Raw genomic sequence first — 22113 nt, 5'->3', positions numbered from 1 at the left:
ATGGCGCGGATCATCTGATCAGCTGGGTCGCGAAGTTGCATGGCCGGGTGCGGAGATCGAGCTGATCCCGGATCAGCTTCTCCCACCCCAGTTGGCAGGCCCCCGTGGATCCGGGCAAACAGCAGATAAGGGTGCGGTTGGCGAGCCCGGCCAGGGCGCGGCTCTGCATGGCCGAGCCCTTGATCTCGGCAAACGAGAGCTGACGGAACATCTCGCCAAAGCCCTGCACGGTGCGTTCGAACAGCACACCCACCGCCTCCGGAACCCGGTTTTGCTCATTGAAGCCGGTGCCGCCATTGATCAGCACCACCTGCACACTCTCATCAACGATCCACTGGCTGACCTGAGCCCGTACCCGGAACAGGTTGTCGGCGCACAACGCTCTATCCGTCAGCTGATGTCCCGCCTCGGTCAGGGCCGATGCCAGGTAATCCCCCGAGCTGTCGTCGGCGGCGCCCCGGCTGTCAGAGACCGTCAGAACGGCAATGTTGAGGGGGGTGAATTCGCTGATGTCTGCTGCCATTGAACAATTCCTGTAAATCATCGAGCACGAGGCGAAGAGGGGGTAGGATGCTTGCGGTACGCCAGCCAGGGGCGAGGCCAGCCAATTGGATCTGATTGGCAATATCCTTGCTGGGGATGGATTCTACCAAAAGTTGTCGGGGAGTGGGGTGAATAGGCTCATTAATCTGCTCGCAGCGCCCAGTCAGGCTCATAGCAACAGGCCGGGCTAACCCGGCCTGTCTTGCAAAGGTACTCCGATCAGAATCCCTTGACCCCTGTCATGTCAGGCAGCTGGTGCGCAATCCCCTTGTGGCAATCGACGCAGGTATTCTCGCCACTGGCCAGGTTGGTGGCGTGCATCTGAGCGGCGCGCCGTCCTTGCAAGGAGAAGTCCATGTACTCGAAGTTGTGACAGTTGCGGCACTCCCTCGAGTCCGTGTCTTTCATCCGCTGCCACTCTCGCTCCGCCATCTCCCGGCGGTGAGACTCGAACTTCTCGCGGGTATCCACCTTGCCGGTTAACATGCCCCACAGCTCCTTGGAAGCCTGCACCTTGCGAATGATCTTGTAGGTCCACTCGTGGGGCACATGGCAATCGGGGCAGCTGGCCCGCACCCCGGAACGGTTGGCATAGTGGATGGTGTCGCGATACTCGACGAAGACGTTGTCTTTCATCTCGTGACAGCCGGTGCAGAACTTCTCGGTGTTGGAGGCTTCCATGGCGGTGTTGAAACCGCCCCAGAAGATGACGCCGCCAAAGAAGCCCATCATCAGCAGCACCCAGAGCGCCGCCTTGGAGGGCGACTTGAAGGTGGTCCAGATCCGCTGCACAAAACCGGGTAATTTCATCTAATGACTCCTTAGTTCAGCGCATCGACCGGTTTGAACGTATTGTCCACCAGCGGCTTGGCATCGGTCTGCGGCACATGACACTGCAAGCAGAAGTAGCGGCGCGGCGAGACTTCGCCCAGGGTCAGGCCATCTCGCGACTCGAAATGGGTCGGGCTTATCTTGGGCGCCTTCATGGCGGTGGCATTCTTGAAGCTATGACAGGCCAGGCACTTGTTGACCTTCTTGTCTATCTCATAGTTGCGAATGTCATGGGGGATCAGCGGTGGCTGATGCATGTATTGGCGGGTATAGAGATCGCCATCCTTGCGAAAGTTCTTCATCTGGGCCGCGGGTGCCTCGACGGCAAGATCCGCACTGTTGCGCAGGGACTTGACGCCGCCGCTCTCGGTGGTGACCTGTGGTGCCTCGGCAGCCATCAGACTCCCCGCCATCAGGCAGGCCAACATTGCTCCAATCAGCTTCTTCATTATTTGTTCTCCGAACATGTTATCCGCAAGGGCCCGCGCCGGGCAGGCCCCTGGGTAGCAAGCGAGCGTCGCCCGGCGGCCGGGCGCTCATCAATGCCTGTTGCCTCAGGCCTTGGCGACCTTGACCGCACACTTCTTGTAATCCGTCTCTTTGGAGAGCGGATCCGTGGCATCCAGGGTCAACTTGTTGACCAGCTGGCTCGCATCGAAGAAGGGCATGAACACCAGGCCTCTGGGCGGCTTGTTGCGGCCACGGGTCTCGACCCGGGTCTTCACCTCGCCCCGGCGGGAGGAGACGATCACCTCCTCACCACGGCGCACGCCGCGAGCCTTGGCATCTTCCGGGTGCATGAACAGCACCGCATCCGGGAAGGCGCGGTAGAGCTCGGGCACCCGACGGGTCATGGTGCCGGTGTGCCAGTGCTCCAGCACGCGGCCGGTAGAGAGCCAGAGATCGAACTCCTGGTCCGGGGACTCGGCGGCCGCCTCATAAGGCAGCGCGAAAATGACCGCACGGCCATCGGGTTTGCCGTAGAAGTTCACCCCCTCCCCCGCCTTCACATAAGGGTCGAACCCTTCGCGATAGCGCCACAGGGTCTCCTTGCCATCGACCACGGGCCAGCGCAGGCCGCGCTCTTCGTGGTAACGATCGAAGGGTGCCAGGTCATGACCATGACCGCGACCGAAGGAGGCGTACTCCTCAAACAGGCCTTTTTGCACATAGAAGCCAAAGTGCTCGGCCTCGTCGTTGAGCTCGCCTTTGCTCTGCGCTTTGGGGAACTGATCGACCTGACCGTTGCGATAGAGCACCTCATAGAGGGTCTTGCCTTTCACTTCCGGCATCTTGGCGATAAGTTCCGCCGGCCACACCTCTTCCACGGTGAAGCGCTTGGCAAACTCCATCAGCTGCCACAAGTCGGACTTGGCCCCTTCCGGCGCCTTGACCTGCTGGTGCCAGAACTGGGTGCGGCGCTCGGCGTTACCATAGGCGCCCTCTTTCTCCACCCACATGGCGGTGGGCAAGATGAGATCGGCCGCCTGGGCGGTCACGGTCGGGTACGGGTCGGAGACCACGATGAAGTTGGCCGGGTTGCGATAACCGGGCAGCCCCTCCTCGTTCATGTTCGGGCCGGCCTGCATGTTGTTGTTGCACATCACCCAGTAGGCATTGAGCTTGCCATCCTTGAGCATGCGGCTCTGCAGCACGGCGTGATAACCCACCTTGTCCGGGATGGTGCCTTCAGGCAGTTTCCAGATCTTCTCGGCGATGGCGCGGTGCTTGGGGTCAGTGACCACCATGTCGGCGGGCAGGCGGTGGGCGAAGGTGCCCACTTCCCGGGCGGTGCCACAGGCGGAAGGCTGGCCGGTCAGGGAGAAGGGACCGCTGCCCGGGGTGGAGATCTTGCCGGTCAGCAGGTGGATGTTGTAGCAGAGGTTGTTGGCCCAGACGCCGCGGGTGTGCTGGTTGAAGCCCATGGTCCAGTAGGAGACCACTTTTTTGCTTGGGTCGGCATAGATCTGCGCCAATTTTTCCAGCTTCTCTTTGGGCACACCGGAGAGCTTGGCCACCGAGTCCACATCGTAATCGGCCACGAACTTGGCGAAGTCGTCGAAACTCATCGGGGTGGAGTCGCCGCTGTCCGGGTTCTTGGCTTTCTGCTGGGTCGGGTGAGTCGGACGCAGGCCGTAGCCGATGTCGGTGACCCCCTTGCGGAACTGGGTGTGCTTGTTGACGAACTCCCAGTTCACCTTGTCGTTCTGGATGATGTAGTTGGCGATGTAGTTGAGGATCGCCAAGTCGGTCTGGGGCGTGAACACCATGCCGTTGTCGGCCAGCTCGAAGCTGCGATGCTCGAAGGTGGAGAGTACATGTACCTGCACCTCTTGATGGGAGAGGCGGCGATCCGAGATCCGTGACCAGAGGATGGGGTGCATCTCGGCCATGTTGGAGCCCCACAACACGAAGGCGTCCGCCTGTTCGATGTCATCGTAGCAGCCCATGGGTTCGTCCATGCCGAAGGTGCGCATGAAGCCGACTACGGCCGAGGCCATGCAGTGACGGGCGTTGGGATCCAGGTTATTGGAGCGGAAACCCGCCTTCATCAGCTTGGAGGCGGCGTAGCCTTCCCACACTGTCCACTGGCCGGAGCCGAACATGCCAACCGCGGTCGGGCCCTTCTCTTTGAGGGTGGCCTTGAACTTCTCGGCCATGATGTCGAACGCCTGATCCCAGCTGATGGGGGCGAAGTCGCCATTTTTGTCGAACTTGCCATTGGTCATGCGCAGCAGAGGCTGGGTCAGGCGATCCTCGCCATACATGATTTTCGACAGGAAATAGCCCTTGATGCAGTTCAGACCACGGTTGACCGGGGCCTCCGGATCGCCCTGGGTCGCCACCACGCGCCCGGCCTGGGAACCCACCAGCACGGAGCAGCCGGTACCGCAGAAGCGGCAGGGTGCCTTGTCCCATTTGATGGCAGTCTTGTCAGTACTGGTGATCAGGTTGGCCGCCAGGGCGGGAGCACTGACACCGGCCACGGCCGCCGCGGCTGCGACCGCGTTGGCCTTCATAAAGTCGCGTCGACTCAGCTTCATGACATTTCCTCACATTGCTTATCGTTATTATCGAACTGATGGTAGATGAGACCGGCAGACAGTACCTCCGGCATCCCGTTGATGGCATTGATGGCATCAATGGCCATCATGGTGAGCCACGCTGACTCAGCGCCATGGCGTGTTATTCCTTGCATTGGACATCGCGCTCATCGAACTGGTGGTAGATAAGACCGGCGGAGAGCACGCCCGGCATGGCATTGATCGCATCGATGGCCGCCATGATGGGGCGCTGACTCGGCCCCTCCAGGGTGACAACCAACTTGCCCTCCTCACTGACCACATGCACCTCGGCCCCTTCGAGGGCGCCAATCTGCTCGGCAAGCCGATGGCGCAAGGGGGGCTGGGTCAATACCACCAGGCTGGATACGTGGTATTCCTGCTCAAGCTGGACATCGGCTGGCTGCGGTTTCATTCATGCTCCTTCGCGGCCGGGCTGGCCACCTTGATACTGTCAACCGGGCAATCTGCGACACAGGCGCCACACCCGGTGCACAGGGCGGCATCCACGCTTGGGGTTGGCACCCGACCGAGTATGGGGATAAAGCGGATTGCCCTCGCCTCGCAGCTATCCTGGCAGCGCTGGCAATAGACCTGGCCGTTGGCCAGGCAGCTTTCGGCTATGTGGGCGATATAGTCCCAGGGGGATTGTTCAGTCGGGCGAAACAGCGGCTCGCTGCAAGCGCTCGCACAATCGCCACAGAAGCTGCACTCACCCCGGCTGAAGTCAAGTTCAGGAAAGCCGCCATCCCCTTTGATGATGATCTGTTCGGGGCAGGCGGTGAGGCAATCACCACAGCGGCTGCAATCGGCGACAAACGCGGGCCAGGGCAGTGACCAGGGCAACTGGGCAGCAGGTGTCACAGCCTTGAAACGGCCGCGCAGCAGGTGCCGGCGTGACAGCTTGACCCCATCGGACATATCCACTCCTTGTGAACCCCGAAAAACCTGGCCTGAACAGGCGAAATAAGAATGGCATCTGTAATACCTATTCTAATAGTGGGCCTATTTTGCGGACTCAACAAGGTAAGGGATATACCACCAGGGGGATAAACAGGGGGATTATTGCGCTGGATCAATCCCTTGGCGCAAAAAATCGTAGGGGATATCCGTCAAGATACCCCCTAATAGGCAAACCGGCAGGAAGGAGAGGCTTGTTTGAGGCTTATCCGCCGATCGAAGCGAGATGAGGGGTCATGCCCGCATTCCCTTCGTGGAGGTGATGGGTCGCGGCCTTGCCGAGCAGGGCGACTCGAATGCGCTGGATCAGCTCATCCTGTTGCTGGTCGGCACTCAGCAGATCCCTGAGCTCGACGCCACTCTCCCCAAACAGGCACAGATGCAGCTTGCCGACGGAAGAGACCCGCAGCCGGTTGCAACCGGCGCAGAAATCCTTGCTGTAAGGCATGATGAGGCCAATGCTGCCGCGCGAGCCCGAGTGCTGGAACACTTGCGCCGGGCCATCATCCACCCCTCGCAACTGCTGCAGCCAGCCCTGCTCAAGCAAGTGCGCCTTGATGGTCTCGCCGCTGACGTGATGATCGCGAAACAGCGTGTCCATCTCCCCCGTCTGCATCAACTCGATGAAGCGCAGCTCGATGGGCTTGTCCCGGATCCAGGCCAAGAACTCGGCAAGCTGGCCATCATTGAGCCCCCTGAGCAGCACGGCATTGACTTTGACCGAGGGAAAACCGGCATTGAGTGCCGCCTCTATCCCATCCATGATCTCGGCCAGCTTGTTTTCACCGGTGATCTGGTGGAACTGGCGCGGGTCCAGGCTGTCGACACTGACATTGAGCGCGGTCAGCCCGGCGGCTCGCCATTCGGCGGCCCGCTCCTTGAGTCGATAACCATTGGTGGTCATGGCTATCTTGTCGATGCCAGGAGTCGCCGCCACCGTCTCGATGATCTCGGTGAAATCACGGCGCAGGGAGGGTTCACCACCGGTCAGGCGCACCTTGCGGGTGCCCATGGCAGCAAAACCGGACACTACCCGGCGGATCTCATCGACAGAGAGGAAGGACTTGCGCCCCTCGGGGCGATAACCGTCCGGCAGGCAATAGGTACAACGAAAATTGCACACATCGGTGATCGACAGGCGCAAATAGTAAAAACGACGGGAAAAACCATCTTCAAGTGGCAACATAAACACCTTTCCAAATACGGGAGGCCAGGGCATTTCTTTCCTGACCCTTACAGCGCGCATGTCGGCTGTCGGCAATCTTCCCCTTATCCAAAGACTTAGGCGAAAATGCTCGGAGTTCATCTAGTTTTTCGATGCTAGCACAAGTTGGAGTACACTCCCACGCAACTTATGGGGTATTTCAGCGGCGCAGAGGCTACATGGGGCAATGGTTCAGGGTTCATTCGGTCAGTAGCGCCATCGGTCGCTCCATGATGCTGATCCTGTTTATGGCGAGCCTGATCGCCCTGGTGGCCATGGTCACCCTCTTCTACTCGGTGCCCGATGCCAAGGCCATCAATCTGTCCGGATCCTTGCGGATGCAGGCCTATCGCATGGCCTATGAGATTGGTCAGGGACAGCCTGCCCTCAAGCGGCTGGGTCAATTCGAGCAGACGCTCAATGCCAAGGAGCTGCAAGAGACCCAGCGCTGGATAACCCCGGCGGCCCTGCGCCTTACCTATGGCGAAGTGCTGCGCCAGTGGCAGTTGATGCGCAGCCACATAGAGCAGGCGACCCCCCAGCGCTACATAGACAACACGGAGCAGTTCGTCGCCGCCATCGATGACTTCGTCAACCAGATGCAGTACCACGTCGAATTCAAGGTGCGCATGCTGGCGCTGGCCGAGGGGTTGGGGCTCATCTCCATCATCACCATCGCCTGGTTCACGGTGCGCTTCACTCGCCAGCAGGTAGTGGCCCCCCTCAACCAGCTGGTCTATTGCGCCCGCCAGGTCCAGCGGCGTGAATTTGACCTCACTCTGCCCCCCCACTGCGACAACGAATTGGGGGAGCTGTCCGACGCCTTTGGCACCATGGCCACCGAACTGGGCAAGCTCTATCGGGACTTGGAGAGCAAGGTCGAAGAGAAGACCGCCAAGCTGCAGCAGGCCAATGATACCCTCTCCTTCCTCTACACCACGGCCCAGAAGCTGCACGCCGCCCCCTTAAGCGGCCACACCCTGCAAAAGCTGCTCGACCGGGCCGCCGCTCATCAGCAGATAGCGCATATACGGCTGACCCGTTTCGAACACAATGCCATGCCGGTCTACCTCACCGGGCGCAGTGGCTGGCCTGGGGAACTCGAAGCGGTGGTGAGCTTCTATTTGCAGATGGATGACAGGGAGTTTGGCCGTCTCGACATCATCAGCCCTCACCCCATCGACGAGCGGCTGATGAAGAACTTTTCCATGCTGCTGGCCCAGGTCCTGCACAAGGATCAGACGCTCTTGCAGCAACAGCGCTTGTTGTTGATGGAGGAGCGGGCCGTCATCGCCCGCGAGTTGCACGACTCCCTGGCCCAGGCCCTCTCTTACTTGAAAATCCAATCCACCCTGCTCAAACGCGCCTTCAACAAGGGGGACAGCAGCAAGACCCAGGCGGCCATGGAGCAGATAGACGAGGGGCTCAGTAATGCTTACACCCAACTGCGTGAGCTGCTGGGCACTTTCAGACTCAGCATCGGAGATGCCAATCTGGGGGAGGCAATCCACATCATGATAGAGCAGCTCAAGCCCCAGACTCAGGCCCAGATCAGGCTCCATTACGGTCTGTCCGATACGGATCTGGAAGCGGGCCAGCACATTCACATACTGCAACTCATCCGTGAGGCCGTCCTCAATGCCATCAAACATGCCAGTGCGCAACTGATTGATGTTAGCTGTGAGACCCTTGCCGATGGTAACATTCAGGTGCAAATCACCGATGACGGTGTCGGTATCGGCCATGCCCGTTCAGCCATCAACCACTATGGCCTCAGCATCATGGACGAGCGGGCCAGCAAGCTGCATGGGGTCCTGGCGATCAGCGAGATCCACCCCAAGGGCACCCGAGTGCACCTGACCTTTCCCACCAGCCTAACAAGAGATGCCTGATGGACGAGATAAAATACACAGTTCTGGTGGTCGATGATCACCCCCTGATGCGCAAGGGGATAGTGCAACTCCTGGCGTTGGAAGAGAACCTAGAAGTATGCGGCGAAGCATCCAACGGCAGTGACGCCATCGCCATGGCCAAGGCGGCCGAACCCGATCTGATCCTGCTCGACCTCAATATGAAAGGTCTCTCCGGTCTGGATACCCTCAAGGCACTGCGCGCCGAGGAGATCACCTCCCGGGTGGTGATCCTGACCGTGTCCGATGCCCGCCAGGATGTGGTCGCCCTGCTCAAGGCAGGCGCCGACGGCTACCTGCTCAAGGACACTGAGCCCGACACCCTCTTGGCCCAGCTCGGCGACGTGATGACGGGACAGCAGATCCTGAGCGAGCCGCTGCGCCCTTATCTGGAGAACATCTACGAGCTGGATCACTTGCAGCAGAAACTCGAGAGCCTGACGCGTCGCGAAATGCAAATCCTGCGCGAAATTGCAAAGGGCCTCTCCAACAAGCAGGTGGCCTCGGTGCTCCATATCTCAGAGGGGACCGTCAAGGTACACGTCAAGAGCCTGCTCAAGAAGCTCGAGGCCCAGAGCCGGGTCGAGGCCGCTGTCATGTATCTGGAACAGCGCCACTGAGCACAATGAAGCCACCCCAGGGTGGCTTTAAAAATTTAGCTAAGTAGATGAAGCAAAAGGATTTGTTTCAGTCAATGTCCACACGTTGACCACATCGAGAGTTATTATGCCAAAGCCGCGCCATGCGGGGCTTTGTTATATCCGGGTATCCCCTGCCGCACTTCGCTTGCCACCCTACCTAATGAGCAAGACGGAACCCAATGCCTTACTCATCAGGCAGGGCATATAGAGACACAATCCATCACGATTCAATATTATCCGAATGAAATAGTTTTATTATTTTCCACGCTTCATGCTATTTTCCCCGAAAATATCTCTTTGCTAAACATCGTCAATGGGGACGCTATGAACGAATTTTTGAAAACACTCATGAATGTCCGTAGCCTGCGCGCTGCTCTGCGCGAGCTGTCATTCGAACAACTGCAAGATGCGAAAGAGAAGTTTGATGCCATCTATATAGAGCGCCGTGACTCAACCGAGAAAGAACGCGCCGAGCAGGCAGAGCATCAACGTAAACTGGCAGAGTTTACTGAAATGCTGAAAGAGGCGGGAATCGATCCGCGCGACTTAGTAAACAATGCCGCGCCAGCAGCCAATGCTGAAAAGAGTAAGAACAAACGCACTCCCCGCCCCCCAAAGTATAAGTATCAGGAAGATGGGCAGGAAAAGACCTGGACGGGTCAGGGCCGCATGCCTAAGGCGATAGCCGAGCAGATAGCACAAGGCAAAAGCCTCGAACAGTTTGCAATATGAAAGAGGCCGCCGAAAGGCGGTTTTTTTCTACCTTTTTCCTCGGTATCTATAATATAGCGTCACTAATAATATTGATAGAATCATGCAAGATGGCGCTAGGCAGTAGAGAACGAAGTCGAAGAAGTACGCTGCATAGGTCTCACCAACATAGTTTCCAGCCAAGACATACTCTGAATAGATTGAAAATAATGGCTTTGCAACTGTGACCATCGCTAACGCAAGCACCATACAGAACAGGGCAAAGGTGATCAGTTCACGAGTCATTATTATGTATCCCGAGTTTGAGTTCACAGCCGCTTAGATAGCAGCCAGTTCACCACTATTGAGGCAGCAAGGCTAATGGGGGCCATAACATATCCAATCACTTTCAATACTTCGTGAAACACTTCATCACCAATGTAAGTGGAGCCTAGGACACTCTGGGAATATATAAAGTAAACGGGTTTGGCAAGTAATGACATAGGTATAAGAATAAGCACAAACAAGCCAATTACAGAAAGTGTGAAAACAGTATATCTGATCATAAATCCTTTCCAGAACATAGCCATGACAGTGTGCTATATAGAGTTCACTTAACTCATCATCCGCCGACAAAGAGCTCAATTGACCCCTATCAGTTAGATACTACCTCTATCCACATGAGCTTTTCAATTTTACACTTTTTCATTTAGCTTTGGCTGGCTACAACACATTGAAAAATAAATGAAATTTCGGTTTCATGGACTCATTACCCAAGCACATCACCACAGTGAAACCCTCACAGAAAACTGATAAAAGTCTTTTAAAACAATACATTGAAGATTTGACACTGTTCGATGTGGGTATCTGGAAACTGTAATGCAGTGAAAAAATGTTCACTCTTTTCAGTTTGGATTTTAACTGTAAGGCCCAGAGCTGGCGGGCTCTGGGCCTATGGTTTTGCCGTAATCCATTTTTGCAAAATTTTTTTCCCACGGGGTGCGCAGGCGGGAGCGGATGAGCGCAGATTCCGTGGTGCAGCTCCGTCCGTGGTTCTTTCTCCTGGCCTAAAGGCTTGCTCACAACGATGAACATAGAAATACTCTGAGCCATAATGAATATCCTTGTATTGCTAATGCACCAACGCCGAGCGCGGCCACTCCTGAGTGGCTTGCCTGTCATTCAGTCGTCAGCCAAAACAGTGCTCAGCTTGATGGAGGCACAGTAGTGCCCCTGTTTATGACTCCCCATTCACTCGATACCGTCATAAATTGCTCGTGTGATTTCGTCGCGACTTAACGCCGAATTAAGGTGTGAGCAACGCAGCCACCTAACCTAAAATTGCACCGTACACACGAGAAAAACCTTGAAATGAAAATACCAAACACTAGGAATCACTCTTAAACATCTGTTATATGCCTAGCCACAGTTAGCCACCACATGATCAATTTTCTTAATCACCCTGGCCCACTGAGGCGACAAAAAATCTTGCTCTTCCAGCTCACTGAGAAACTCCTCAAACTCTTTTTCCAACTGATTTAGAAACTTAGTTGCGTGAATTACTTTCGTATCAGCGCAAACAATTGGTAGAGAGAAATCTCTACGAATTCGCCAACCACCAGTTGTTTCCGCTTGGTGCAGAATACCGCAACGAATATGTTCATAAAAGTCCGCACCAAGTCCAGTAAAGTCAGTCAAATGGTGGGATGTAGAAAAGAACTCTTCGAAAATTACTCTTCCTGCCCCATTGGTTTTCCTCCAGCCACGTTTTAATGAGATTAAAGACTCAATCACTAGGCATGAAACTGCCATCATACTAAAACCATGCTTCATCTCATTTTTCTTGAATGGTTCAAAATACCGCTCTGAATAGCGATGGCGTAAAACAGTAATAATTTGTGTTTTATCTTGGCTATCTTTTAGCTCTTGCCAGCCCTCTGATGAAAAGGACGACGACAATTCAACTGACATAAGAACCCCCATAGTGACAATGCCATATAACGCGACAATAAACGGTGTGGAAGGTGTCGATGCTTTTGCTAACTTTTTATTTTAGCAAAAGCAGCAACAGTAGTAATATGTAAGGCTTAACTTCCTTGTTACACGAGTTATTTACGCAACTTTTTAATCGCATTTATTGACTCACCATCTCCGATTATTGATGAGTATTTAAAAATTAACTCTTCTAACAATTCCTTCTCAATACTTTCATAATTACTTGAGGATACAAGCGCTGATTTCATTAGCCTTTGTACTTTCGAACCTGACTCAGCACTCGTGTCGCGCCCTGCGTCTTCCATAAAGCGATCCAAACCATAGATACGATATGTAAGCTTCCCTTTTGTAGTTTTCCATTCATACAACTTACCTTCTACTAATACGGTCAAATGCTCTTCATACTTATCAAAGTGCGGATGCACTATTTTATAAGCAGTAGAGACAACTGGAAATCTGACTCTATTTTCTCTATCTAAAATTCCCTTATATCGTTTTTCATTATTGCAATCTGGACAGCTAGCACATAAATTCTTAGGCTCAAACATAAAAGCAGGATGGGTGGACTTTGGGATTATATGCTCAACATCCCAAGCCCTATTGCTTTTAACAACAATACGTTGTTTGCAAAAACAACATGTATAGTCCTGCTCTTTGAGGTAATGGTCTTTAATTGTTTTTCTAACATTTGAATATTTTTCATCCTCCCATTTGCTAGACGATTTATCCTGTAGGCTGTTAAATTCAGCAACTAACGCCATATCCTTTCCTAAATATTTAACCTCATTCATGCATTAACACCGCTAAAGCTTTTTTTAGAGTCGAGAGCAGATTTTTAACAGGATCATTATCAGGGACTATAAGGTCAAACTCTATTAGGTTATTTATTTTATCAATGAACGCATCATCTAGCTTTTTACCTTCACTCAGCTCTGATAAAACTTCAACCAATTGGCTAATTAAATATTCATTTTTGAATCCAGGAGACCTAAATGTATAAGCAAGTTGGTAATCAGATGAATGCAATGCCAATTTTTCTCCAGCAATAACCTTTGCAGGACTGCACTCTAAGTTTACAACATAAGAGTTAGATTGTGGAATTGAGGAAACAACATGAGGTGAATGCGTTGCAATAACGAAATGGCATCTTTTATATTTTGAAAAAACTTTTGCCAATAAAGGCAAAAAATCTCGCTGCCATTCAGGGTGTAAACTCAACTCTGGTTCATCCAGTAATATGACTGAGTCATCTTTAATTGATCCGGCGATTGAAATCATATTAAACAATATACATAGCTCGCCTGAGCTTGCGTCTGTAATAAAGAATTCTCTACCATCACTTACTTTTATAAACTTAATATTATCTATCTCTACTAGATCATACTCCGCAAGAACAGAAAACTCTTTAAGGTATTCTGGTTTTTTAAAATCAAGGCTATCTATAATATCAAGATTTATAGGAATCACCTGATTTCGTAAAAAAACACCATCACTGTTAGATTCTGAAAACAAACCATTATAAAGCGATTTTACACTGCTATAAATTCTTTCCACATCTTCATCCGTCAGGCTATCACTATAATCCCTCTTCCCCTTAAAAAACCTTACACTATTAACCATCTCAAGTGGCCCGCGGCCCCCTTTATTAAGCATATCATGAAATGAAAAGTGATCAGCAAACTTCAAAAAAACTGTAAATTTAGTTTCTATTCCCAAATAACTAAATAAAGGTAATATTTCATTTGTTCTGTTCTCTGGCTTCAAGAAAAACTCTATAAATGACGCCCCAAGCTGATCAAATTTTGATCTCATATAGCTTTTACTAGAACTATTTTTTGTTCTAGCGCCTCGATATATGTAATTATTATTCAAGTTGTTCAAAGAACCATGCAGTCTTCTTTCATCAAGCATTGGAAATTTATCAAATGGACTTGAGGATACCGCTATAATTCTTGGGAAATTATTCGTCCTTTCCTGCTGGATACCATCTACAGTATACCTAATAAAAATGTCTTGTCTTTCATAAAACTGAATTTGATTTTTAATTATCAAGGCATGAAAATGTTCAGGTATTTCACTTAGATCTACATTCGGGAAAATAAGTCTTGATTTTTCAATAGAAATTTCATTTTGCTCATTCTGAGCTATATAAGTTAAAACCCCAGTTTCATCAAGCGTTCTAACTCCTCCATTTTCAAAATAATCAATAAGATCTTGAATTCTTTGGTTTGAACCATTCAGAACTAGTAGTGAAGAAACCCCGATTTGGCATATTTTCTGAAGAAGAGCACTTTTACCATAACCATTGCGCCCAATTATTAAAGTAAAAACGTTACTTTCTCTATCTACATCATTAGAGCAGAGCTCAATTGTTCGTTCTTCAAATCTGACTTTAGTAACTATCATTCAATCCATCCATTAAAACTATTGATGCAGAGGCTAATTAGATGGAAGTCGGTATTAATCCGATAATAGAGCCTTCCGTATAACTCCGCCCCCCTTCATAACTCACACTAAAATATTTCTTTCAGATAATCATATTACCAGCCCATCTCCACTGTCTAGACATATTCGCTTGACCCCCATTTTGGGACTACTGCTTCTACTGTGCGAAAACACAGCAAAGAAGCTGCAATGGAAAACGCCATTAGGTCTCACCTTCCTAAACACATCGGGACAGAGAGCGAGACGCACCCTAATTACATGGTGTAGCTGGCTAAGATGTAGTACGGCGGAACGAGAGCGAGGGGATTAACCCCATTGCGATTACCTGACTCACAAATGCCTCTGAGTCCGGCTGCGTACAGTTACTGCCAGAGCTCCAAGGAGCGCAGCTGGCGCCGCTCAATGGCACCTCGCTACGCTCGCCAAACCCTGCTTCGCTTTGCTCGCTCAACACCTCCTCGGCGCGCTCTGCGGGCTCGTCGGTCAACTTTCGGCGTAGCACCCAGCCATCAAGGCGGGTGCGCTTAACGGCGCTGCCAGCGGCCACCCCCACAAGCCGAGTCACATCCTCCCCGTACTTATTCTTGGCAAGGTCTATCAGGTGATGCAGCCGCACCGGGCGCGCATCCCGGGGGCACACAGGCCCGCCCATGGAATAGGTAAACTCCTTCCAGTTCGCCGTATCGGCATAGCGGCGGCACTCCTCCATTATCTCGCTCGGCAACGGGGCTACCGTGCGCCCTTCCTTCTCTTGCACTTGTCCAGGCAAACGCCGCAGCTCACGCCACACGCTCACAGAGGGGCCACCCAGTTGTTGAAACTGGCGCAGGCCCCAGAGTGACGCCCACGCCCTGACCCGCCTTGCCCCTTCACTGGCGGCGGTTTCGGCCTCTAAGTCGCCTTCGTCCCCTATCTGGTGGCCGTCGATATTCTTGGCGATGTACTTGACGATGTACCCCACGGCCCCGCCTTTGGCCGGATCCATTGCCTTCCAGTCAAAGCGCGGGGTGATGTCGCTATAGGGGCGTTTGCTTAACGGGTGGCGCTTGCGCTCAAGGTCGCCCCTGTCGTGGCTCAGGGCGTAGCGTTGCATGATGCCTATCAGATCATGCTGTTGGGCGGGGTTCACGAACAGCAGCAAGTGCCAGTGCGGGGTGCCATCGTGGTGAGGCTCGACCACCCGAAAGCCGAAATACTCGATACCCCGGCGAGCCAGCGCGGCGCGGCAGCGCTTCCAGAGGGTGCCTAGGTAGGTGTTGGTGTCGCGGGGTGTATGGCCCTGATACTTGGGGTTTTCCGTGGTGCGGGCAGGTTGGCCATGACCTTGGGGGATTGTCTTCCATGGGTGATATTGGCTCGGCGCTGTCCAGGTGAAGAACAGGCCCACATAGCCCATTTCGTCGGCGGCATCGGAGAAGCCCCGCGCCCTGACCACCAGTTCATCCCGGCGGTTGGACGGGTTAGCCATGGAGCTGGCGACCGCATCGGCCAGTGAGATGGTGATGCCGTGCGTCTCGTTGTGCGCCTCCATGCTCTTGAGCCACTGCTCGGCGGCCAGCTGGCGCGCGTTGAAGGCCCGCAAGGCGTAGCTGGACACGTAGGGCGAGACACCCCGGCGCACCTTGCCCAGCAAGATGGCGCTGTGCTCTCGATATTGCTCCCAGAGCTTGCGCAATTTGCGCGCCCACCATTGCGGGTCGAGCCAGCGGATGAGGTGGGCGGCAATGAAGGTATCGCGGGTGTCAGTGCTCTTGAAGCTGGGGAGTAATGGCAGGAAGCCCCAAGGCTTGAGGGGCTGGCCGCAGACCCGCCAGAGGTAGGTCGCAGGCACGGCGTTGGTGTGGCCGTTGGTGGCGGCATCCAGCAGACGCTGGACGCGCTCCACGTAATCCACCGCCAGCTTTTCGCGGCGGTCTTTGTGCTGCAACTGCTCAAGCGGCTCGGGCAGGTCGGCTTGTACTTGCCGCAATACCCTCACCCGGTCAGATAGCCAGAGGCGAGCCTCCTTGCAGGCGACCTCTTTGAGGATGGCAGGCACCCGCCGCACACAGTAGCCCGTGAACAGCTCACCGATAAGCGCATCGGCCAGCTGCCCAGAGCCACGCTCACCCCGATTGACCGGGAACATCAGCAGGTCGAGCGCCCAATCAAGGTCGTAAGCGCCCGGGATGCCAATGAAGTAAGAGCGAATGGCCTCTTCGCTGGCAGGGGTGTTGTGGTTGCGTTGCCGTGGGGGCTTGCGGGCCTCATCAAACGGGTAGAGCGGTTGCAGGCTGATTTGCAGGATATGCACCATGCGGGCAATGCGGGCCCGCAACACGGCGGCGGATGGAGTACGGCGCGGACGACCTTTCTCGCTAAAGATGCTGAGGGGGGTATTCATGCCTGACCCCCTACGCTTGCGCGCTGTGCTTTGGCGTGGGCGGTGGCCTTGCTGCGGGCTTGGCGCAAGGTGAGTCGGGCCAACTTGCACATGTGCAGCAAGGCCCGAGTTTGGGCCCTGTCACGAATGCCCCTGACCCGCCGCCGAATGCGCAAGATGGCAAGGCGCGATTGCAGGGAGTAGAGCCGCTGATGGTCTTGGCGCAGGGACTCACCCCAGAATGCGGGTAAAACGTCCCCCTCCCCTTGAAGGGGCATATTGAATCTGCTAGTGTTCATGGGTCTTCTCTATTCTTGCTTGGATGGACTGACATTGAGGGGAGCCTGGCCGGGCTCCCTTCGTCATTTCTGGCGTTTAGCGCTGTTGCCTTCCCGGCCCTCCTTGGCCGTCTTGCCTCTCCCTCTGTTTTCCCGAATGGACTTTCTTACTCGTCGAGTTCCCGCAAGAGGCATTGGCGCTTGCCCGGGCTGTCACACAGCGCGATAAGGTCAGGGCACTTCGAGCGCGTCGGCGTTGCCAGCACGGCCCGGGCGGCAGGCTTGTCCCCATCCAGCTCGACTTGCTCACCGACCATGGCCCCCTTGAGGGCGCGGGCCAGCTCATTTTGAGCCCAGCGCAGCGCCCCCTCGTTGCCCATGATGCTGGCCTTGGCATGGGTCAAGGCCGCCAGTGGCGCCAGCTGCTTACCCAGCGCATTGAGGGTGCCGGGCATCACCTTGTGGTCGAGGTAGCTTTCATAACTCCCGGCAACCATGCTCACGGCGCTATTGAGGGCCACCTGGGTGCGCTGGAGTGGGATGGCCAGTCGCTTCTCTTGGCGCTCGGACAGGCGCTGCGCTTCGCTGGCATCCTCAACCAGCTCACACAGCTCCCGGTACTCCCGGGCCAGCTCCAGCGACACCGCGCCGCCAAGCAGTTGGTTAATGCGCCCTTGGCGCAGCTCCTCCAGCCGCGCCTTGGCGGGCGGAATGCGCTCTAGCAACACCTTGCGCTGGGCGCGCAGGGTCATCACCTCGCTATCGAGTTCATTGAGACAGGCCAGCTCGCTGTGAAATTGGGCGATGTACTCATCCAGACGCTGAACACGGGGGGATGCGGTGGCAGTGGCGGCAGGTACAACGTGCAGAGTGGGTTGTTGCATGAGGATTTCCTTACTTGGCGAGGGTGATGGCATCAAAAGCGGCGTAGGCGGTCGGGACGCCCAAGGCGTAGGACTGGACACGGTTGTAACGAATGCCCCAACTGGCGAGGTCGTCAATGTTCCCCGCGCTCAGGCGGTGGCTGTGATTGAGAGTGAGCACTTGCAGGTTCTCGACCAGAGTCACGGCCAGATAGGTGCTGGCCATGTGCTGATGCGAGATATAGGAGAGGTCGGCAATCTTCATGCGCTGCTGCTTGTCGCGCACTTGACCGGGAGCGAGGTGCGCTTGCTGGTGCGCTCGCAACAGGTCGCCACCGACCATCACCACCAAGCGCGGGTCGTTGCGGCACTCCTCCGGCAGCTTGGCAATCAGCGCATACACCATGGCATCCAGGTCGGCATAATGGCCGTTGCCGCTGGTGTCGAACGTCACGGCATCGCGCAGCACCCGCGCCCCCTCGGGGTCAGCCGCCCTTGCCAAGGCAGGCCAACCCACCATCACATCCTCCCCATTAGGGTTGGCAGCGGGGTCGGTGTTAGTGGCCGCTGACTCTCCCCGAAAGCCAACCCGTATCAGGTCATCCCCAAAGGCGGCCAAGGCCAAGTCTTCGAGCAGGTTGTTAGCTTGGCGCTGGTCGAGCCCTGCCAGCATTTGGGCCAGCTGCTGCCACGTCCAGATGGCACTGCTGTCCAGCTCTTCGTATTCGTGCTCGCGCTTGCCCGGTTGCGCCGGGACAAGGAAACGCCCTTGCGCCTTGCGACCACTGCGCAGCCCTGGCTTAAGGGGGTCAAAGCGGGGCGAGGTGGCGTCGTCCACACCCACAATAGAGACCATCCACAGAAACGGAACGGCCTGCACCAGCGCGGCATTCAGGGCAAGGCTGCCCAACGTGTCGAGATTGCCAAAGCTGGGTTGCGGCGCAGCGATAAAGCTCATGCGCATGTCATGCAGCAGGTCAGAGAGGCTCATCAAACGGGTTCCTTAGTAGATGTTGTGGGCAGGGGCATCACGGTCGTCAGTGGTGCGGGCAGGCAGCGGGCCGGGGCGGTATGGCGTGAAGCGCTCCAGCGTTTGGCTAAGCTGGGTCAGCCCGTCAGACAGAGCATTGAGCTTGCTAAACATCTGCTCAGGTTTTGATGCTCGGAAGGCAGAATTGAGGGGCGCTTGCTTGGTTGGCGCAGAAGTGGGCACCAACAAAGGGCGCGCAGGTGCCCGGGCGCTGAACTGCAACTGGGTCAATCCTGTTAGCATCGGCTGGTCAGTGACGGTGACCCCGGACAGATACCATTTACCTGTGCCCGCAAAATTCTCGCTGGCCTCTATGGTACAAAAGGCATGGGTGCCGCTGATGTTGAGGTCAATCAGCTCAAGGGTCGGGCACAGCACCGCCAGCAACATGAGCTGGCCGCCCTGCTCTTGCACCTTCACCGCGTCCACATGCCCGAGCGGGCGAGCGCGCACCCCTTCTGGCCATAAGTTGGCGGTGTAGAAACCCGGGTCGTAGGTCTCCGCCATCTGGCGCAAACTCTCGGCACTCACTTCGCGTCCATCCAGAGTCGGTCCCGCGCTGGCGATACATATCCAGCCTGTTTTTACCTGACTGCTCATACTGCCCTCCGCAGTGTCACTGTGGGTTTTTCCCGCTCTTGCGCGGCCAGTACATCCAGCTGCTTTTGCCGCTCGTTGACACTCTCACACAGCGAACCGTGCGCAGATGGCGATAAGCCCCGCGCCAAGCTCATGGCCATGTCAGTCGCTCGTTTTGCCGAGGGGCTCAATGTGTGGCTATATGCCAGCGTGGACACCCAACAGTGACCGCACTCGGCATCCGTGCATTGGCAATAGAGGTTGGCGACCCCCGCAGTCATGCGGTTGGTCTTGGTGATGCGGCCAAGCTGGCCACACTCGTTGCACATTACTCGCATAGGTTCCCCCGAAGTGGATTGACGGGTTGGGGCAGGCGCTGCCACAGAGCCCCCCATGCCAAAGCATCGGGGCGCTCAACAGCGGCAAGGTAGTCAGGTAGGTGAATGAAGCGCTGGCAGGCAGACCCCGCCAGCTTGCGGCGTTGCAGCCGCAGGTTGCGCAAAGCGCAGGGGATGGATAACATGATCATCAAATCAAGCCCTCATAAGCTGATTTGGAAACCCCGCTTGGTGTTACAGCACCGTTAAGCGGGGTTTTTCTTTGCCCGTCATTCAGAGTGCGCAGTGCAGCCAGCTTGCGGCCCAGTTGCTGGGCCTTACGAGTTGCGTCTGCCGCCTGTTCGCGCTGCTTTACCTGCTCTACCGTCTCACGCAGCAGCAGCGCCCCAGCCATATTCAAAGCGCCTTGCATTGACCATTTTTGGCTCATAGCGGGCTCCTCAGTCCCAGCCAGGACAACCAGCCATCCCTGATCTCACGGGGGCGACTCTCAAAGGCGAGCTTCATGCCCTTATTCCAGGCAGGCAGATAAATCCAATACTCTGCGGGAGCGGTAGGATTCAGGGGGTTACGCATTGGCACCACGGGCACCTTGCCCTTCTCAATCATTCCCCGTACCGCGCCCTTGGTCTTGCCTATCATCTTGGCGAACACTTCAATCGGCACGGCATCGGACGCATTGATGATGGGTTCGAGCACGAGCGAAACCCTCGGGTCTGCATCCACTTGGTTTGGGGTTGCTGCTGCCATCTGATATTCTCCTTTGTTAGCTATCAATGGGCCATAGTTGGCGATAGTGATTCACAATGGAGTAATAATTACTCCGATTGGGTAAATTCTTTATCTAAGGGGAGATTATGTCAATAGAAACTGCTGAAAAATTGAAGCTGATGAGGGAGTCAGAGCGACTAAACAGAAGGCAACTATCTGAATTAACAGAGATTCCTTATAGCTCTTTATCGAGTTACGAGGGGGGCACAAAGGAGATCAGCATGAAAGCGGTTAAAAAGCTCTTTTCTCTCCCTCAGTTCAGCAAATACATGATGTGGTTCTTAACAGACAAGATTGCACCTGAAGCCGGGCAGATAGCGCCGGTTCTCGCACACTTTGGGCAAGGAAACGAGGACTCATCCCACTCCGCCCAGAAAATTGGTTAACCCTGCATGAGGCGCTTTGTGCCGAAATAGAATCATCATGTTTGGGATACATTGGAGAGCTTCGCTATGTCGATTAAGAAGCTCGATGATGGTCGTTATGAAGTGGACGTTAGACCGCAGGGGCGTTATGGAAAACGTATCCGGCGGAAGTTTGATAGAAAACACGAAGCCACCGCTTTTGAGCGGTATGTGCTGGCGAATCAGCATGACAAAGCCTGGGTAGATAAACCAAAAGACGCTCGCCCGCTGAGTGAGCTGATCCAACTCTGGTGGCTCTACAATGGGCAGAATATGAAATGGGGCACACCAACACTCAAAGCTTTGCAACTGGTGGATCGGGGCATGGGTAATCCATACGCCTGCCAGATTGATAACCATATGCTGACAGTGTTTAGGTCGCAGTCTCTTAGCCAAGGGATAAAAGCATCCACCATAAACAGACGCCTTATGTCACTCAGTGGCATGTTCAGTTTTCTGATTGATGCAGGCATGTATCACGCACCCCATCCGCTAAAGGGATGCAAGAAACTCAAAGCACTGCCAACAGCCATGAGCTTTTTATCGCAGGCTGAGATCAAAGCTCTGCTAGAGAGGCTAGACGGGGATAATCGAAATGTGGCCGTGTTGTGTTTGAGCACGGGGGCTCGCTGGAGTGAAGCCACTGAGCTGATGGCTGAGCACGTCATTAATCGGCGAGTGATGTTTGTAGCAACCAAGAATGGCAAAACACGGGCAGTACCCATTTCAGCTGAGGTATCAATGCAAATGGTTGATGGTAAGTCTGGGAAGCTGTTTCCAAATGCGGACTACTTGGGGATGCGGCAGGTGCTGCGAGAGGTGAAACCTGATTTGCCTCATGGCCAAGCCTCCCATGTATTGCGCCACACTTTCGCCACGCACTTCATGGCGAATGGAGGCAATATCATCACGCTCCAACGAGTGTTAGGGCATAGCACTATTCAGCAAACTATGGCCTATGCGCATTTTGCGCCGGACTATTTGCAAGATGCGATCAACTTTAACCCGTTGCGCGGTGAGGCAGGGATCTGATGACCACATAGTGTCCACGCTAAGGCTAATTTCGTAGGTTAGAGATCAGCCAGAGTAAACGATAAGCTGTTGATTCCCCATGTAGACAGACCTACATGGGGATGAAATCACCACCCCAGGGTGGCTTTTTTCATGGTCTGGCACGGTCGCTGCATTACTCCCTCCAAGCATGAAT

The 22113-nt window shown here is 54.7% G+C and carries 23 protein-coding genes and 1 riboswitch; of the genes, 5 read left to right on the top strand and 18 right to left on the bottom strand.

From position 1 onward, the window contains the following. Positions 1 to 10: 10 nt before the first annotated feature. The 7 genes from moaB to moaA all read right to left on the bottom strand — a co-directional run bounded on the left by moaB (position 11) and on the right by moaA (position 6582). Positions 11 to 523, bottom strand: a complete 513-nt coding sequence (moaB, locus tag M2366_RS07825) for a molybdenum cofactor biosynthesis protein B (protein WP_259269366.1) — start codon at positions 521 to 523, stop codon at positions 11 to 13. Between the two features lie 239 nt (positions 524 to 762). Then, positions 763 to 1353: a cytochrome c3 family protein gene (locus M2366_RS07820; protein ID WP_042043366.1), complete on the bottom strand. Its 591-nt coding sequence runs from the start codon at positions 1351 to 1353 to the stop codon at positions 763 to 765. An 11-nt stretch (positions 1354 to 1364) separates the two neighbouring features. After that, entirely contained in the window at positions 1365 to 1823 is a 459-nt protein-coding gene (locus M2366_RS07815; RefSeq protein ID WP_224430806.1) for a nitrate reductase cytochrome c-type subunit, read from the bottom strand. 105 nt (positions 1824 to 1928) lie between these two features. Further along, positions 1929 to 4418, bottom strand: a complete 2490-nt coding sequence (gene napA, locus M2366_RS07810; RefSeq protein ID WP_259269365.1) for a nitrate reductase catalytic subunit NapA — start codon at positions 4416 to 4418, stop codon at positions 1929 to 1931. A gap of 142 nt (positions 4419 to 4560) precedes the next feature. Next, on the bottom strand, positions 4561 to 4851 hold the full coding sequence (locus tag M2366_RS07800; RefSeq protein WP_259235717.1) for a chaperone NapD: 291 nt from the start codon (positions 4849 to 4851) through the stop codon (positions 4561 to 4563). Further along, entirely contained in the window at positions 4848 to 5357 is a 510-nt protein-coding gene (napF, locus tag M2366_RS07795) for a ferredoxin-type protein NapF (RefSeq protein ID WP_224430808.1), read from the bottom strand. The genes M2366_RS07800 and napF overlap by 4 nt, the downstream gene beginning before the upstream one ends. A gap of 244 nt (positions 5358 to 5601) precedes the next feature. Continuing rightward, a complete protein-coding gene (moaA, locus tag M2366_RS07790) occupies positions 5602 to 6582 on the bottom strand; it encodes a GTP 3',8-cyclase MoaA (RefSeq protein ID WP_224430809.1) in 981 nt (326 codons plus the stop codon). Then, a riboswitch (molybdenum cofactor riboswitch) is annotated at positions 6570 to 6709 on the bottom strand. (Overlaps the previous gene by 13 nt.) A 70-nt stretch (positions 6710 to 6779) precedes the next feature. Here moaA and narQ point away from each other — a divergent pair. From narQ to M2366_RS07775, 3 genes are all read left to right on the top strand, one after another. Then, positions 6780 to 8492 (top strand): nitrate/nitrite two-component system sensor histidine kinase NarQ, encoded by a 1713-nt coding sequence (gene narQ, locus M2366_RS07785; RefSeq protein ID WP_259269364.1) that lies wholly within the window; start codon positions 6780 to 6782, stop codon positions 8490 to 8492. Next, a complete protein-coding gene (narL, locus tag M2366_RS07780) occupies positions 8492 to 9130 on the top strand; it encodes a two-component system response regulator NarL (RefSeq protein ID WP_042043357.1) in 639 nt (212 codons plus the stop codon). Before narQ ends, narL begins: the two co-directional genes overlap by 1 nt. A 345-nt stretch (positions 9131 to 9475) precedes the next feature. After that, positions 9476 to 9883 carry an H-NS family nucleoid-associated regulatory protein gene (locus M2366_RS07775; RefSeq protein ID WP_259269363.1) on the top strand — a complete coding sequence of 136 codons (408 nt, stop codon included), beginning with the start codon at positions 9476 to 9478 and terminating at the stop codon, positions 9881 to 9883. A gap of 1377 nt (positions 9884 to 11260) precedes the next feature. Here M2366_RS07775 and M2366_RS07770 read toward each other — a convergent pair. The 11 genes from M2366_RS07770 to M2366_RS07720 form a co-directional block, all read right to left on the bottom strand. Continuing rightward, entirely contained in the window at positions 11261 to 11812 is a 552-nt protein-coding gene (locus M2366_RS07770; RefSeq protein WP_259269362.1) for a hypothetical protein, read from the bottom strand. A 137-nt stretch (positions 11813 to 11949) separates the two neighbouring features. Further along, a complete protein-coding gene (locus tag M2366_RS07765; protein ID WP_259269361.1) occupies positions 11950 to 12627 on the bottom strand; it encodes an HNH endonuclease in 678 nt (225 codons plus the stop codon). After that, positions 12620 to 14242: an ATP-binding protein gene (locus M2366_RS07760; RefSeq protein WP_259269360.1), complete on the bottom strand. Its 1623-nt coding sequence runs from the start codon at positions 14240 to 14242 to the stop codon at positions 12620 to 12622. Before M2366_RS07760 ends, M2366_RS07765 begins: the two co-directional genes overlap by 8 nt. Before the next feature lie 310 nt (positions 14243 to 14552). Then, entirely contained in the window at positions 14553 to 16664 is a 2112-nt protein-coding gene (locus M2366_RS07755; RefSeq protein WP_259269359.1) for a replication endonuclease, read from the bottom strand. Continuing rightward, entirely contained in the window at positions 16661 to 16942 is a 282-nt protein-coding gene (locus tag M2366_RS07750) for a hypothetical protein (RefSeq protein WP_259269358.1), read from the bottom strand. The genes M2366_RS07755 and M2366_RS07750 overlap by 4 nt, the downstream gene beginning before the upstream one ends. 146 nt (positions 16943 to 17088) lie before the next feature. Next, positions 17089 to 17805: a hypothetical protein gene (locus tag M2366_RS07745; RefSeq protein ID WP_259269357.1), complete on the bottom strand. Its 717-nt coding sequence runs from the start codon at positions 17803 to 17805 to the stop codon at positions 17089 to 17091. Positions 17806 to 17815: 10 nt separating this feature from the next. After that, entirely contained in the window at positions 17816 to 18775 is a 960-nt protein-coding gene (locus M2366_RS07740) for a phage major capsid protein, P2 family (protein WP_259269356.1), read from the bottom strand. A gap of 12 nt (positions 18776 to 18787) precedes the next feature. Further along, positions 18788 to 19414 carry a GPO family capsid scaffolding protein gene (locus M2366_RS07735; RefSeq protein ID WP_259269355.1) on the bottom strand — a complete coding sequence of 209 codons (627 nt, stop codon included), beginning with the start codon at positions 19412 to 19414 and terminating at the stop codon, positions 18788 to 18790. Beyond that, complete coding sequence (locus M2366_RS19895; RefSeq protein ID WP_404972791.1) at positions 19411 to 19674, bottom strand: ogr/Delta-like zinc finger family protein; 264 nt, start codon at positions 19672 to 19674, stop codon at positions 19411 to 19413. The genes M2366_RS07735 and M2366_RS19895 overlap by 4 nt, the downstream gene beginning before the upstream one ends. 247 nt (positions 19675 to 19921) lie before the next feature. After that, on the bottom strand, positions 19922 to 20161 hold the full coding sequence (locus tag M2366_RS07725; protein ID WP_259269354.1) for a hypothetical protein: 240 nt from the start codon (positions 20159 to 20161) through the stop codon (positions 19922 to 19924). Next, entirely contained in the window at positions 20158 to 20481 is a 324-nt protein-coding gene (locus M2366_RS07720) for a regulatory phage cox family protein (RefSeq protein WP_259269353.1), read from the bottom strand. The genes M2366_RS07725 and M2366_RS07720 overlap by 4 nt, the downstream gene beginning before the upstream one ends. 107 nt (positions 20482 to 20588) lie before the next feature. Here M2366_RS07720 and M2366_RS07715 point away from each other — a divergent pair, with 107 nt between their 5' ends. After that, positions 20589 to 20888: a helix-turn-helix transcriptional regulator gene (locus M2366_RS07715; RefSeq protein WP_259269352.1), complete on the top strand. Its 300-nt coding sequence runs from the start codon at positions 20589 to 20591 to the stop codon at positions 20886 to 20888. A gap of 66 nt (positions 20889 to 20954) precedes the next feature. Then, on the top strand, positions 20955 to 21938 hold the full coding sequence (locus M2366_RS07710; RefSeq protein ID WP_259269351.1) for a tyrosine-type recombinase/integrase: 984 nt from the start codon (positions 20955 to 20957) through the stop codon (positions 21936 to 21938). Positions 21939 to 22113: the final 175 nt, after the last annotated feature.

Source organism: Aeromonas sp. BIGb0405 (genome assembly GCF_024807335.1).
Classification (GTDB): domain Bacteria; phylum Pseudomonadota; class Gammaproteobacteria; order Enterobacterales; family Aeromonadaceae; genus Aeromonas; species Aeromonas rivuli.
The sequence above is the reverse complement of the archived record's forward strand: the minus strand, read 5'-3'. Positions and strand labels throughout refer to the sequence as shown.